Source organism: Streptomyces lavendofoliae (assembly GCF_014649735.1).
GTDB lineage: Bacteria > Actinomycetota > Actinomycetes > Streptomycetales > Streptomycetaceae > Streptomyces > Streptomyces lavendofoliae.
Window position 1 is genome coordinate 25365 of record NZ_BMTP01000026.1, and the last position, 15092, is coordinate 40456.

Sequence of the window (15092 nt, forward strand, 5' to 3'; positions counted from 1 at the left end):
GCCCTCTGTCCGCTCATCACAGCGCCCCCTGACACTCACGGTACCCCCCGGCGTGGCGTGTCCACCCTGGCCGTGGACGCCGGTGGACACGCACCGTCCCGTGGCGTGAAACCCTAACGCCACCAGCGGGTTTGGTCAGCCGCGATCAGATTCCTGTGGGACGGACGGTTGGACAGGCAGCGTCGTGCACATCAAGTACGGCCCGCCCGGGCCGTCACTGTCCATCGGGGAGTTCCGGCGATGAGCCCGCTACAAATCCTTGCCCTGCTGCTTGCCCTGTCCACCGCCCTCAACCTTGCGATCGCCGCAAGCCTGCTGGCCCAGCGTTCTGGCGCCGGCGTCTGTCAGGCGATTCTTACCGGCGCGGGCACCGCGGCCACCGGTCTGGGCATCTATTTCGCTGCTGTCGCCGCCTACAGATGACCAGGCATACCCCTGGCTTGACAGACACTCCGTCACGTCGCGCGGTCAGCGGCCGCGTTGTCATACCGTCCGCCGGCCATCCTCCCGTCCTCGGCGGCTTCCTGCCGGGGCAGGGAGACCATCTCACTCTCACGGCGGGCGATCAGCTGGAGAGCCTCTCGGTCGACGCCCTGGGAGGACGGCTGGTCTGCTGCGTTCTACGGGCAGGGCGGGACGTCGTCGTCGCCGAAGGTTCCGGTGACTCCGGTCTCGCAGAAGAGGGCATCGTCGTGCCGTACGCCCGTGGGCCAGAGCCCGACGCCGGGGCGCTCATCGATGACGACGCATCCGCCCTCGCTGAGGAAGTAGTTGAACCAGGCGAAGGGCCGCTCGCCGCGGTCGGTGTCGGGGTCGACCACTCCCGGGATGGCGCTGTAGGGGTAGATGGCCATCGCGCCGGGGACGGTCTCTCCCTCCTGGTCGACGCCCGGGCCGAACGTTCCCATGGACACGTCGATGCGCATGCACCGGCACCGGCAGTATCGGGCGGACCCGGGCCCACTCCCCATCCGTCATGTCCGTCGGGTAGCGCGGCTGCCGCGTCCCGTTGTCGGCGGCGTTTCCGAACCGGTGAGCCAGGCAGTCACACTCCCAGGTGACCGCGCTGGACTGCCCGGCCATCGGCACGCAGGACTGCTGCATCAGGGCCTCCTGCTGCTCGGTGCTTCGACACCAACGAGCGGTTCAGGAGGCCCTGTCCGTATGCGCCCAGCGCCCCACGGTCACCCAATCGGGACTCCCGTTCGACGCGCATCTCTCGAGATCGGAAAGACAACAACTACTGAGTCCGTCGGGCTGGAGATCCGGTCGCCGCCAGGCGGCACTCCGACCCGGTGCTTGCCGTACCGCGACCAGAAGGAACCCACACCATGTCCGACGTCGTAAGGCGCAGCGCCCGCGCCATCCTCCTCGACGGCGAGGAACTTGTCCTGATCAAGCGCACCAAGCCGGGCCGGGAACCGTACTGGGTGACGGTCGGAGGCGGCGTAGAAGCCGACGACGACACCATCGAAGCGGCCCTTCACCGCGAGGTGTTCGAGGAACTCGGCGGCACAGTGGACTGCGCTGAACTCGTCTACCTGATCACCGACCAACTCAACGGCGGCATCGGCGTCCAGTACATCTTCGCTGCCCGCCTAGTGGCGATGGACCTGACCGCGCGGACCGGCACGGAATTCAGCATACCGAAAAGAGGCGACTACGAGGTCGTCCGGGTCCCGTTCACCTGCGATGCCCTCCGCGAACTGAATCTGATGCCATCGCAGTTGGCCGATTTCATCGCCACCAACACCCAGGCGATTGCCTCCATCCTGGATACGCCGGTACGAAAGGCGTGAGATCGGCGTACACCATTGCCAGTCTCAGCGGCCCTGCGAATAGGCAAGACGCCGCCAGTTGTAACGTCACCACCGGTATGGGCTGTCCGCGGAAGCCGCCGGCCATGACGTGATCAGTGAGCGAACTATTTGGTCGAAGCGGGAAGCGTCCAGACCATGGGGACGGTGAAAGGTTCTCCGCCGTTCTCCAACGGCGTTGAGAGGAAGGATCCCTAAGGCGCACCGCACGCAGATCCGGCTCATCCGGCCAGCCTCGTTGGAGCCCAGAGTCCGCACCCCCATCACGCCGGAGTACCGTCCCGGGCGAGCAATATAGCGGCGGAGTCCCGGTTACCGAAACCGGGACTCCGCCGCACCATTAGTAGTCCACCGCCACGCCCATAGCCGTCACTGCGAAAGGCCAGCAGACAACGACCATTCACAACCGAATAGCTGGCTCTGCCGTCTTTCCCGCCATGAAGCCGCTACGCCGCGGCGTAGCTGAGCCTGAACAGGTCCAGGGCGCGCTCCCGTCACGCCAGGTGCGCAGCTGCACCTCCAGGTCGCCCGTGCCGTGGTGGCCGAGCCCCTTCACGTCCCGTGTGAACCCGGGCACGAGATCCACCCCTTTGGGGTCCGCCTTCAGGTAGACCAGCACCTTGGCCTGCTGGGGCGGTATGACGCAGGCGAAGTTCCGCAGCCGCTGATAGGCCGCGTACTGCTTGCGCTGGACACGGGTGACGCCGTCCCCAAGGCCGAGGAGAACATCGTCGACAGCCTCGGCCAGCTCCGTCATGGCCCCTGTGCTCTTCGGGTTGCCGGGAGCACGCCCGTGCGCCGGCGAGTCCGTCGGCTCGCACCCGGCTGCCCGGTAACCGAAGCCACGGTCTCAAGCCCGATGAGGTCGTTGCCGAAGTACCGGTAGCGGACCAGGTCGATGCTGCGCCGGTGCTCACGTACGGCGTGGGCGTCATAGCGGGTGAAGTCCCCGGCAATGCAGATCAGCCTAGGTGCGCTCCACCGGACCTGGGCCGCGGCTGGTACCCCGAGCCGGTCGCGGACCAGGCTGTCGAAGGCGCTGCTGCGCGCGGTGAGCCAGGCCATGTAGTACAGGCCCTGATTGATCACACCTTCTCTGAACTGGGCGGTACGGTCCAGTACACCAACCTCCCTTCGGGCCCCGTGCCGCGTGAGGGCCTGCCTCACTCGTTCATAGGCTCTGTGCGGTATAGGACCGGCCGGTCCTGCACCTTGACCAGTAGGCCGCTGCTCGCGAGATCGCGGAGAATCTGCCGCGTGTGCTTTTCCTCTGGCTCATGACCGGCGTCGCGCAGTGTGGTATGCGCGCGCTGGGTGTCCCATAGGCCGCGAAGCGCGCGGATCGCTTTCTCCAGACTGACGCGCTGGCTCGGTCGGTGATCACTCACGGGTACCCCCTCATTGTCAGGCGCTGTGCGTCTCATGGTCGCTGCGCAGGCAGGCGACGTACGCGCCTGACGTCCAGCGCCGTGTGTTACACGGCGACCATGGAAAGCCAGCCGACATGGCGGAGAACGGGCACCACGCGTAGGTGGGTGAAGGCGATCACGGGTGTCTCATCGTCCTCGGCTGGGAAGGACAAGGCGTGCTGGATGCGTATCTCGTCCTGCGGATCATCCACGTCGCACCCTGGAACGTCGACATGGCCGCCCGCCGAGTGCAGAGCAACGCCCGGACGCGCGGTCAGGTCACGCAACTGCTGGAGACCGTACTTGGCTGCCAGCTGAGCTGTGGTGAGGGACTTCTTGATCCTGGGGCGTTCTCCGTCCACCCAGGCTGGGAAGGCCATGATGCGCAGGGTGGTTGTATTTCCCGGCGCGCGAGCGATGCCGACGCGCAGCCGGTTGTGCAGGTTGGATAGCGCCGCGGGGATTTCGGGGACGACCGTGGGCTGGTAGAGCACGAGATCTCGTTCGCCGTTGTCCCAGCGGGTGTCGTGCACTGTCAACAACGGGCGGCCGGGAAGGCGTAGTTCCCACTCAACGGCCGGGCCCTTCGCTGGGACCCCAGTGCAAGTCGTACCCGGCTTCTCCTGCAGGGAGGTGCCGCGCTCCAGAGTGAGATCGTCCACGAGTCTCATGATCTGTGATCCACCTCCGCGTATGACGAGATTGCCCGGTGATGTGCGTCGGGCGCATAGAACGTACCGCTTGCGGGGTTGATGCGGCAGGAGAACGATCAAAGTCCATGTGCCGCGGATCTCCTGCTGTTGCAGCTGATTTGGCACTGCAAGTGACCTCGGACAGGTTTGTCGTGCGGGACTTCAGCACCCAGCGAAGTCGGGGGCCCATGTGAGTAGGATCCCGCTAGTCTCCGCGAGTGACGTCCACCTGGGGTCGGTCGGCTGTTTCTCCAATACCAGGACGGGACGCACTCGACCGCGTGTCCTCGCCAGTTGAAGTTGGTGGGCATAGTAGAGGACCTGTCCGATCCCTAGTCGAATCTGCTGGTCTTCGCTTGCGCCAGTCAAACTCTTGACCTCGGCGATAAAGACATCGTCGCCGCGTGACCAGCCCGCGTCGAAGCGGGGAGCATTGCGAGCGTGTCCGCGGAGTTCGACGTGCTGGCGTGCCAGGTGCTCGATGAGTGCCGCGATAGTCGACTCGTGTGCTTCCGTGCCCTTGTCGAGGTGGGCAAGGTCGAGCGCCAGTGCACCAGGCTCGTGGCGACCGACTCTGTGTTGCTGAAGCGGGCCGCCCAAGATCCCGTCTCCAGTCTGAGGAAGGACAAGGACGTGGTCGTCGATGCCGTGCGCCCGTTGCAGCTCTCGGCAGCGCGCGGGATGTCCGTCGATCAGGTCAGCGAAGCCATCCCCGTCCACGACGCATACGTGGTATCCGCGGTCGCGTTCCCATGCGGCGCGCACGAGCTTCTTGCTGTACTCGCGGTGCGGGTCGGTCACAGCCTGGCTGGCGAGATCGCCATGTACGAAGACTGTGATCTTGCGCGAGAAGTCCGACTTCCAGCTTGCGCCGAGCTGTTGGGCTATCTCCTCGCAGTCCTTTCGGACGGTCCATGCGCCATCGATGAGCACTTTGCCCGTGAAACAGAGTGTCTGACCATTGAGCGAGTGAACCCAGCCATCGCAGAGTTTGCCGTCCATGAGACCCCCCTCTATGTCCTCGCCGTATCTTGCCGCATGGCGGCACCAAGGTGTGCGGGCCTCGGGCGGCCGTCATGAGGATGGGGTCCTGCTGACGGGAATGCCGAGGTCGACAACGACGCGGGATGGCCGCCGTTCGAGTTGGGTGAGCTTCTCCTCCGCTCCGGCGAGGCTGACTTGCAGCCCTTCCATCTCGCCAAGCCACCCTTCGCGTTCGGCCTCGGCGGTGCGGGTGACGAGGTTGTCGCGGATCTCGACGAGACGGTCACGCTGGGCGGGGTCAGGCCAGAGCATCGGGCAGCGGACGCAGGCGTGTTCGTGAATGCAGGGGGTGCCGAACGGGCGGCCGCATGCTCCGAAGGAGACTTTGTGCCGCTCGAAGTGGCCGAGGAACTCTTGCCATTCCTCGTCGGTGGGGACGCGGTATTCCTCGCTCGGGCGGAGGGACCTTCGGCGGGCGAGGAAGGCCAGGTGCGCCTGGATCGCTTCTTCGGGGTAGACGGCTTTGTAACCGAGAGTGACGTTGATGTCCTGGTGGCCAGCGATCACCTGGACAATGTGCGGCGGCAGCCCGTTGAGGATCGCATCGGTGATGAACAGCCGGCGAAAGTCGTGCGGTGTGTAGCGAAGCGGGGCCTCGGTGACGTCGGTCAGGCCCGTGTCGGTGAGGGCCTCGTCGAGCATGGTGCGAACGGTTTCATCAGTGAACGCGCCGTCCTCATTCCGGATGCGTCGTTGGAACAGCAGCGGGGCCGGCTCCTGCCACGCGCATTCGCGGCGGTGGTAGGAGCGGACCAGAGGAACGGCGCCGGTGGCCTCCCGGGCTCGGCAGATGATCGCGCTGAGGACGTCGGCGAGCTCGGGGCTGACCAGCAGCAGCCGCTCGGTGTCCGTCTTGGACGGGACGATCTGAAGGAGGGGGACAAGTTCACCGGTGGTGGGCAGCCGGTATTGGACCAGGCTGTGGTGGCTGAGTTCCAGCAGTTCCTCGATGCGGATGCCGGTGGCCCGCAGGACCTCGACTACGGCCCAGGTCCAGAAGGCTCTCTCCTCCTCGAGTCCCAGATCGCGGCGTTTTCCGGTGTTCGGGTCGTCGGCCCAGATCCTGCCCCGTTCGACGGTGGACCAAAACGTCGAGCTCAGCTCCGAGCCGCGCTCCACACGGTGCTCCTCGCGCCCCCCGATGTCAGTGCGACGGGATACCGTCCTCATCACGCTGAGGTGAGGGGAGAACCATGGCGAGGAACGCCCGGGCCGAGCAGCTGCGGGAGTACGGCCGGTCTGTGCTGGAGGGGGCCCGGTCGGAGCAAGTCCTGCGCATGGCACGGCAGGTGAACGCCGTGTCGTACACGAGCGCGCGGGAGTACGCCGGCCGCTCGCTCTTCGAGTTGCTGCAGAACGGCTACGACGCGCATCCGAGGGACCGCCGCGACGGACGGGTCCACGTCCTGCTGGACGAGGCGGAGGGCGAGTGGGGGACGTTGTACGTCGCCAACGGCGGCACGCCCTTCACCTGGCGGGACGTCGAGCGGGTCTGCGAGCTCGCGCAGAGCTCGAAGGAGGTCGGTGAGGGCATCGGGAACAAGGGCGTCGGGTTCCGCAGCATCTTGCTGATCAGCGACGCGCCCGAGATCTACAGCACAGACCCCGACAGCCCGCTCGGCCCGGAATTGGACGGGTACTGCTTCCGCTTTGCGCAGAAGGTCGACGTGGAGGAGTTCCTCGCCGGTGAGGACAACGCCCACGAGGTGGCCGCCAAGTATCCCCCGCTCCAGGCGCCCCTGCCGCTGGACGATGTGCCCGCGACCTGCCGGCAGCTCGCCGCCCAGGGGTACGTAACCATCGTCCGGCTGCCCTTGCTGAGCGAGGCCGCACGGGCCGAGGTCCGGCTGCGGATGCGCGAGCTCGCCGGGGCGAAGGTACCCGTGATGCTGTTCCTCGACCGGCTCGCTGGCCTGACGCTGGAACGGCGGGCTGCCGATGGCGAGTCGGGCGACCTCCAAGAGGCGCACGAGCGGTACGAGCTGACCCGCTCCGAGGAGCGCTTCGATGTGGAGCAGGACGGCGCCGGGCACGGATTCCCCGTCTCCTGCGCGACCGTGGACCTGGGGCCGTCTGGCACCTTTCTCGTAGCCCGGGGCACCGTGGAGAAGGAACGGCTGAACAGCACGCTCGCCGAGGCCGTGGGTTCCGGGCTCCTCGACGACACGTGGCAGGAGTGGAAGCGGTCCGCCGTCGTCGAGGTCGCGCTCCCGCTGCCCGCCCCGCGCCGACCGCGACGGGGGCAGATCTACACCTTCCTGCCGATGAGCGAGGACCAGGCCGCACCGTTCCCGGGGCACGTGAACGCCCCGTTCTTCACCAAGTTCGACCGCACCGGGCTTCCCTCCGACAACCCCCTCAACGTGCTGCTGCTCGACGCGGTCGCCGAGACCTGTCTGGCGGCCGCCGCGGTACTGCGTACCGTGCCCGAGCCGTCGATGGGGCAGCTCGCCGTGGACCTGGTGAGCTGGGAGAGTGAGAAGGGCTCTGCGGGGCGGCTGCGCGCGGCCGCTCTGCGCGTGCACGGGAGCGAACTCGCCGACGTACCGCTCGTGCCCGTGCTCGCCCCCGACGGCGCCCCGCCGGAGGCGGGCTGGGCCCCGCCCCGGGGCGCGGTCCTGTGGCCGGACCTCGACCTGGCCGTCCTCACGGCACACCGTGCGTACGAGGCCGGGGTCGTGGTGGCGGACCCCGAGATCGGCGGCGACCGGCTGAAACGGCTGGCCACCTTGTGCAAGGCCCTCGCGTGCCCGTGGGAGCCGGGCCCGGAGATCCTCGCCGAGTACGTGGAACGGATCGTCGGGGGCCTTCCTCTCCCCCGGTCCGGTGAGTCCCCGGAGCAGTGGAGTGCGCTGTACGAGGACCTGGCCGCCCTCTTCGAGGACGACGGGCACGTCCTGCACGGCAGGCAGTTGCTGCTCGCGGAGGACTGCACACTGCGGGACACCAACCGTCCCCTCGACAGGGCGGGGACGGGCACAAGTACACGTACACAGGGCAAGGCGAGCGGTCAGGGTGCCCGCCTCGAGGCGTTCTTCCAGCCGGTGCGTACGGAGGCGAACCAAACCGAGGCCCCGTCCGTCCCCGCCCTGCTCGGCAAGCGGTTGTTCTCCCTGCACCCGGGGCTGGTCTGGAAGGACCGCGGCGAGCGTACGCGCGGGCGGGCCGCCCGCGCCTTCCTCGAGCAGGAAGGGCTCGTCCGGCCGTACGACACGAGGGGCCTGCTGGACCACGTGCGGCAGGCGCTCAGCGCGAGCACCGATCGGCGGCTGCGGCTCCAGACCCTGCGGTTCGTCTTCCAGCTGTGGCAGCCGAGGCGTTCGCTGGGCGGGACGGAAATCTCCTCGCTAGAACTGTACGTACCGTCGGCGGACGGCCGGCTGATCAAGGCGAGCGACGCCGTCTTCGGCCGGGGCTGGGGCCGCGCGTCCGTCGGTGAGGACCTGGCGGCGGTGGTCGCCGCCGGGCAGGACGTGTCCAAGAGCCTCAAGGCGATCGCCGGCCGCCTCCTCGCCGCGCCCGAGGAGTTTGCCAAGCGGGGCGAGACCGAGGAGTGGCGGGCGTTCCTGCGGGAGGCCGGGGTGGCCGACGGGCTGGTCCCGGTCAGTTCCTCCGACGCCTTGAGGCAGGTAGACCAAGGCCGGGAGCTCAGCGCTCGGCAGCTGGTCCGCATGGCGAAGGTGTCTGCCGAGGTGCAGGAGCAGTGGGCGCCCTACGTCCACTGGCCCGGTGTCTACTACCCCCGGACACCGTACCGGGGAACCCCCGCCTGGCAGCTCCCCGGCCAGGACGTCGTCGGACGCCTCGGCCAGGAGGCCCGGCTGGCGTACGCACGGCTTGTCCTGCACGGCCTAGCCAGCTGGGAGGACACGAGGTTCGCCAGCGTCTGGACCAGTGCCGGCAGCCAGAGTCCCCCGGACACGGAACGGGTCCCGACCCCGCTCGGCGCCTTCGTCCGAGAGCAGCCGTGGCTCCCAGTGCGGGGCCGCGACCGGGCCGTCCGGTTCGTCCGGCCGGCCGACGCCTGGCACTGCCCGCCCGGGCTGGAGGAGGAGCCCTCGTACGCGCCGACCGTCGACCATCGGCTGCGCCACCTCCTGGAACGCGGGAAGGCTGGCGACCGCCTGCGGGAAATGCGGCTGCCGACCTGGGACGACCCCCGGGACAGTGACCGCCTCATCGCCGCGCTGGGACAGCTCGCGGCGGAGGGCGCGCTGGGGGCCGAGGACCGGCCCGCCGCGCAGCGCGCAAACGAACGCGCGTGGAGGCACCTCGTGAGGCGGCCCCGTCCCGCACTGCCCAAGGGCGCCAGTCTGCTCGCTGAGTCCGAGGACCGGCTGATCAGCGTTCCGCTGTCCGCCCTGGGCGGCGGGGAGAGCGATGGCGATGGTGATGCCGGGACCGTGCTCTACGTCAGCGGTGAACGCGACAGCCTGACGCCCCTGTTGATACGGGAGATGGCGCGCCCCCTACTCACCCTTCCCGGTGTCTCGGCGGAGGCCGCCGCGCTGCTGGCGGCCGACCACCCCACCACCGTCCGGCACACCGACGACCTGATGTTCACGGTGACCGTGGACGGCGCACGGGTTAACCCCGCGGCCATGGGAGAGCCACTGGTCCAACAGCTGCCCTGGCTCACGCTGGCCGTGGGCGTCCTCGCCGACCACCTGGCGCGCGGCCCCCGGGCGAGCGAGGCCGAGCTGAGCGAGCTGACGTCCCTGGTCCGGAGCGTATGTCTGCACCGCTACCGCTCCTGGGACATCGAGCTCGACGGCCGGCCCGTGACGTTGCCGGGCCGCCTCGGCGGAGTGCTGCCGCTGCCCGATCCGAAGCATCCGCTCGTCCTCGCCCCGGCAGGCGAGCCGGGCTGGCACGAGACCACCCGCATCGTCGTGGCGGTCGCCGAGCTGCTGGGACGGCGGGAGTTCGGCGACCGGCTGCGCCTCGCCGCCCACCAGCTCGCCTCCCGCCACGCTGACCTGCGCGACCCGGGCCAGGAGGAGCTCGCCGACGCCCTGGAAGTCACGGTCCACCAGGTCGAGGAGACGAGTCGCCGGATCGACGGGGCCATCGGCGTGGTCCTAGAGCGCTGCCGGCCTTTCCTCGTCCACCTGCTCGGCACGGAGGCCGCGAACTCTCTGTTCCTGCCGCCGCCCGGCGACACCCGGGAGTTCCAGGCTCACCTCGAGGAGTACGCCGCCGAGCTCCCGGTCCCCGTATCCGAGTTCATCGCCAGGGCCCGCGCGGCCCGCGGTACGGACGAACTGCGGCGCGACCTGGGCATCGGATTCGCCGAGCTAAACGACACCCTGCCCGCGATGAACCCGCCCCTGGAACCGATCAGCCACGCCGACGAGCACGAGGAGGCGCTCCGCACCTACCTGGACCTGCGCAAGAAGGAGCTCGTCAACCGGCTGCGCTGGGCGGTGCTGGAGGACTTCGACGCGCGCCGTCCGATGCCCGACTGGTCCTCGGTCCTGGCCCTGGACTGGATCACCGCGCCGGAGGCATGGACGTACACCGTGGACACGGCCGACACGGGGAGCCTGGAGGCGCACGTGGAGGAGCAGCTGGCGCTGCGCCTGGGCCGCGCGGTGCCGTTGCCCCGGTCGGGCGAACGCCTGCCCGCCCCTGACCAGGTACGCGGCGCGAACCTCCGTACGATCACCGGCCTGGCCGCCGACCTCGCAGTCCTGGTCAGGGCTGCCGGACACCCGTTGCCCACGGCCCTGACCGGAGTCGAGCCCGCCGAGGAGGTCACCGCGCGGCTGGAAGCCGCGGGCGCGCTGGACTTCCGACCCCTGTCCCCCACCGACGTCGTCGGCTGGCTTGCGGCCCTCGGCCAGTGGCCCGACGGGATGGCGATGGCGACGGATCCCGAACGGCACGGGCTGTCCGAGGGCGACCTGGACCGGGTGCGCAACGCGGCGGAACACGAGCGCCGCGAACGGGAGCGCAAACGGCGGTCGATCTCCGTCGGCGGCCGCGACTTCGACGTGCACTCAGGCGACTTCACCGCCCTCACCCGCGAACTCGACCGGGTACTGCAGAGCGGCTCGGCGCCGGGCATCACCGCCGCCGGGCCGCTCCGCTTCACGGACCCCCGTCCCCAGACCGGGCGCGCCCAGGCCAGCAGTCACACGCGCGGGCGGCGGCACGGGGGCGGCACGGACAGCGGGCTGACCACGGCCCAGCGGGAGGCCATCGGCTACGTGGGCGAGTGGTACGCGTACCAGTGGCTGTGTGTGTGCTACCCGGACCGCATGGACGAGACCGGCTGGGTGTCGGGCAACCGCCGCAAAGCCTTCCCCGGCCCGTCCGGCGACGACGGCCTCGGCTTCGACTTCCGCGTCGGCTCCGGCAGCCGGCCCTACCTGTACGAGGTGAAGGCGACCGGGGGCGAAGGCGGCCGCTTCGAGCTGGGAGAAAGCGAGGTCCGCGCGGCCCGCCAGCACGCGGGCAACGACCGCTGGCGCCTCCTAGTGGTCACACACGCCCTCACCCCTCACAAGATGGCCATCCAGATGCTCCCCAACCCCTACGGAAAGCGCGGCCGGGGCCGCTACCGCGAGGAGGGCGGGGCACTGCGCTTCTCGTACCTGCTGTGACCTTGACGTTCAACTCCAGCGCGAAATGAGTCGGGGTTGAACGTCAAGTTCAGCGAGCTCGTGCACGGTTGGCGGCGAGACGTCGGGACCCTCGATCACGCAAGGCATAAGCCGACCGCCAATCCCCCGACACCCAGGCTGCGGGATGCTCATCACCGGCTGCGAGCCGTTCGAGCAGTGCGCGTTGCCGTTCATTCGGGCCAGACCGTCGATCCACGATCACCAACCCACAGCGCACTCGCATGCCCTGTACAGAGCCGAAAGAGTGGCTCCTCCCGTGGGAGTTCTCTGGGACTTTCCCTGGACTTCCGGCCGCATCAGCCAGTACGAGCGTGAAACAACCGAAAGGGCATTCATGCAGGTCACGGCGTGGCTGGTCTCTTCCGGGACAAGTGATCACCCGGAACCAGCAGCTCCGCGCAGAACGTCGCCCGCCCTCGGCGCTCCATCGATATACGCCACCCGACAGGGCCTGACCTGCCCAACAGTTCGCCTGACACCCCGTCAGAATGAGCGTCACGAGCGTCATTTCAGCGTCAAGATATCGCCCGTAACGCCCACACCGCACATAATGCGCACGCACGAAACCGCAGGTCAGGCGCCCTTTGCGACCGGTTCAAGGATGGCAACACACTCCACATGATGCGTCATCGAAAGCTATCGGATTGAGCAAGTCTCGGAAAGTCGCAGGTCAGAGGCCATTTCTCGGCTCGTTATCCAGTCGGCAGGAGCCCAGAGCGTCAAACGAGCGTCATGACGCACAGCACCCCCGAAGTACAGCGGCCCGGTCCAGTAGGTCGCCTCCGCACCCCGGGCGCGCAGCTAGGAGACCGGGCGGTCAGTGCTCGAACCCGTCCTCGCCGAGGCAGGCGGCTGGCTCGCCCAGGACCTCGCACGGCTCGAACGGGCACTGGTGGCGGGCGTCCACTCCCTGATCACGGTGCCCCTGCGAGCACGCGGCGTGACCCTCGGGGTCGTCAGCTTCTACCGCTCGGAGCAGCCCGCCCCGTTCGAGGACGACGGCCTGTCCCTGGCCCAGGAACTGGTCGGCCGCGCGACGATCTGCATCGACAACGCCCGCCGCTACACCCGCGAACACGACACCGCCCTCGCCCTGCAGCGCAGCCTGCTGCCCCGAGGCCGCCCCGACCAGAGCGCGGTCGAGGTCGCGTACCGCTACCCGTCCGCGCAGGCGGGGGTAGGCGGCGACTGATTCGACGTGATCCCGCTCTCCGGCGCCCGCGTCGCACTGGTCGTCGGGGACGTCGTCGGCCACGGTCGGCACGCCGCCGCGACCATGGGCCGGCTGTGCACCGCCGTCGACAACTTCTGCTCCTTGGACCTGCCCCCGGGCGACCTGGTCGCACGTCTCGACCGGGGCGAGGGCTGGGCGGTGGAAAACACCCACCAGGACTCCACCATCATCGGCGCGACCTGCCTGTACGCCGTCTACGACCCGGCGTCCCGGCACTGCACCCTCACCCGCGCCGGGCACCCCATGCCCGCGATCGTCGGCCCCGACGGTGACGTGGACTTCGTCGACCTGCCCTCGGGATCGCCGCCCGGCCTCGGCGGCATGCCCTTCGAGACGGTCGAGCTGGAACTGGCCGAGGGCAGCCAGCTGGTCCTCTACACCGACGGCCTCGTCGAGGACCGGCACCGGGACATCGACACCGGCCCGGACCAGCTCCGTACCGTCCTGGCCTGCGCCGGCCGGGCCGTGGAGGACACCTGCGAGGCGGCCCTCGACGCCCTGCTGCCCACCCGCCCGAGCGACGACGTAGTTCTCCTCGTCGCCCAGCTCACCGCACGCTGGGGACCCGCTACACCTCCGACTGCAAGATCATCTGGACCGAACAGCCACTGCTCTGACGACAGCCGCCCCACCTTGGCGTCCATGATCCAGCCATGATCCACGGCCCCTGGCCCCGCCTCCGAGACCCCGCCCGCACGTCGACTTCTCTCCCGCACGGAAGGCCCGGCGACCGTATGCAACGGGATCCCTTACGGCCTTGGTTTGCCTTCCCCGCCACGTAGTGACGACAGGACCAGGCGCCCGTACCGGGTGGTGAGTACTGCCGCTGTGACGGCGATCGAGAGGGCGAGCGCGATGTACAGGTGTGCCACGGAATGGTCATCGAGGACCTGCAGGATGCCGAGCGCCGTACCGAGAGGCAGGCCGAATATGGTCAGGACGCCCAGCGCTCCGCTGATCTGCTGGCTCTCCTGCGTCTGCACGAGCCTGCTGTAGTCGGCTGCTTCGGCGAGGATCTCGTTGAATCTCACGGGCAGCCGGTGCTGGTTCTGGAAGGCGAGCAGCAGATCGTTCGCCGTGCCGTGGGCAGTGAGGTGCTGCCGCCAGTAGGTGCTGCGGAAGGCCGCGATGTTCCTCTCCAATGCCGAGAGGCGACGTGCCGGCCGGGGCGAGACGAATACCTCGGAGAGCTCGTCGGTGAGCTCGTCGATGTGATCGCGTTGCAAGCCCCTAGGAGCAGAGCGTCGAGATAGACGGTACGGGAGTGCAGCGCACCGTAGGTGAAGAAGTCACCCTCCCCTGTGTCTGTCCGGTGGCCGAGGAAAGCGGTCCCCTGACGCAGTACCAAGGCGCTCCAGTCCGCCGAGATCCTGACGGTGTCCTTGAGCTGCTCACCAGCGGTCTCGGGCGGCAGGGGGAAGTCCTCCGGAGTGGAGCGTGACGCCAACTGCCACAGCCAACGGTCCGCGGTGGCGGGCAGTTCACCTTCGAGGCTGGCGCGAAGGGCCGGGGCGTGCTGCCCCGCAGGGCTCAGGAAGGCGATGGTGTAGGGCCGGGCGTCGAAGGACGGCGCGTCGGCCGCGCGAAGGGCGGCGACCCCGTCGAGCAGCCGGGCCGGGTCGAACGGTCCGGAAAGCGGTGCGTCGGCTTCACGCGGCAGCCGCCCGGCCAGGGCCCGCACCACGGGCAGCAGGGGCCTTTCCACCGTGAAGTGCAGCACGGCGAGCGCGTGTTGGGGCTTGCGGGCCGTGGCCGCGCGGAGCAGTTCCATTCCGAGCAGACGCATGCCATCGTGCTTGACGTCGAGCGGCAGGTGCCAGCGGCAGGGTCTTCCCGGCGCCCCGTACAGCGCACGGGCGGAAGCGGGAGTGAAGTACGTCGACCGGATCCGGGCGTCGGTGCGGCGGTTGCCCATTTCAAAGGGGAAGGGCCCTTCGGACCACTCGGGGACGCGCAACAGCCGTACAGGCAGCACGACGGTCAGCTCCTGGCGCGCTCCTGTGACGTCGTCGAGCGGCGGAACAGAGGCGGTCATCGGCGGTGCTTGGCAGCGCCGGCGTCCTGGACGATGAAGACAGGACGGGTCATCATTCCGCCCTCGCCCCACTGGGCCGTCAGCTCCTCACAGCGCGCTCGCGCATCGCCGTGCTCCACAATCTCCTCCTACGTCCCTCGGTCGTCCCCAGCTGACGCCGGTCCCGCCGCACAGCTACGGCGCAACAGCCGGAACGCAGGTTATCGCGGATCCCTGCGAGGCGGCGGCGAAC

At 68.8% G+C, this 15092-nt stretch carries 9 protein-coding genes and 2 pseudogenes; 4 read left to right on the forward strand and 7 right to left on the reverse strand.

Going from position 1 to position 15092, the window contains the following annotated elements:
• The first annotated feature begins 240 nt into the window (after positions 1–240).
• Positions 241–423 carry a hypothetical protein gene (locus IE109_RS30970; RefSeq protein WP_189554694.1) on the forward strand — a complete coding sequence of 61 codons (183 nt, stop codon included), beginning with the start codon at positions 241–243 and terminating at the stop codon, positions 421–423.
• A 197-nt stretch (positions 424–620) separates the two neighbouring features.
• Here the strand turns inward: IE109_RS30970 and IE109_RS30975 are convergent, their stop codons facing one another.
• Entirely contained in the window at positions 621–926 is a 306-nt protein-coding gene (locus IE109_RS30975; protein WP_189554695.1) for a hypothetical protein, read from the reverse strand.
• Positions 927–1331: 405 nt separating this feature from the next.
• Between IE109_RS30975 and IE109_RS30980 the strand changes: the two genes are divergently transcribed.
• Entirely contained in the window at positions 1332–1799 is a 468-nt protein-coding gene (locus IE109_RS30980; RefSeq protein ID WP_189554696.1) for an NUDIX hydrolase, read from the forward strand.
• Positions 1800–2263: 464 nt separating this feature from the next.
• On the opposite strand, the pseudogene IE109_RS30985 reads toward IE109_RS30980, so the two are convergent.
• From IE109_RS30985 to IE109_RS31000, 4 genes and pseudogenes are all read right to left on the reverse strand, one after another.
• Positions 2264–2909 (reverse strand): annotated as a pseudogene (locus IE109_RS30985) (DUF5655 domain-containing protein); the annotation flags it as partial.
• 382 nt (positions 2910–3291) lie between these two features.
• Positions 3292–3897, reverse strand: coding sequence for a hypothetical protein (locus IE109_RS30990; protein ID WP_189554697.1), 606 nt, complete (start codon positions 3895–3897; stop codon positions 3292–3294).
• 183 nt (positions 3898–4080) lie between these two features.
• Positions 4081–4920 (reverse strand): BRCT domain-containing protein, encoded by an 840-nt coding sequence (locus IE109_RS30995; protein ID WP_229891774.1) that lies wholly within the window; start codon positions 4918–4920, stop codon positions 4081–4083.
• Between the two features lie 72 nt (positions 4921–4992).
• On the reverse strand, positions 4993–6081 hold the full coding sequence (locus IE109_RS31000) for a tyrosine-type recombinase/integrase (RefSeq protein ID WP_229891776.1): 1089 nt from the start codon (positions 6079–6081) through the stop codon (positions 4993–4995).
• A 74-nt stretch (positions 6082–6155) separates the two neighbouring features.
• Here IE109_RS31000 and IE109_RS31005 point away from each other — a divergent pair, with 74 nt between their 5' ends.
• The gene (locus tag IE109_RS31005; protein ID WP_189554699.1) at positions 6156–11570 is read left to right on the forward strand and encodes a sacsin N-terminal ATP-binding-like domain-containing protein; all 5415 of its coding nucleotides are present in this window, start codon (positions 6156–6158) and stop codon (positions 11568–11570) included.
• Between the two features lie 802 nt (positions 11571–12372).
• Positions 12373–13380, forward strand: a pseudogene (locus IE109_RS31010) (PP2C family protein-serine/threonine phosphatase); the annotation flags it as partial.
• Between the two features lie 194 nt (positions 13381–13574).
• Here IE109_RS31010 and IE109_RS33490 read toward each other — a convergent pair.
• The gene (locus IE109_RS33490) at positions 13575–13856 is read right to left on the reverse strand and encodes a hypothetical protein (RefSeq protein ID WP_229891778.1); all 282 of its coding nucleotides are present in this window, start codon (positions 13854–13856) and stop codon (positions 13575–13577) included.
• Positions 13853–14860 carry a hypothetical protein gene (locus IE109_RS31015; RefSeq protein WP_229891780.1) on the reverse strand — a complete coding sequence of 336 codons (1008 nt, stop codon included), beginning with the start codon at positions 14858–14860 and terminating at the stop codon, positions 13853–13855. Before IE109_RS31015 ends, IE109_RS33490 begins: the two co-directional genes overlap by 4 nt.
• Positions 14861–15092 lie beyond the last annotated feature (232 nt).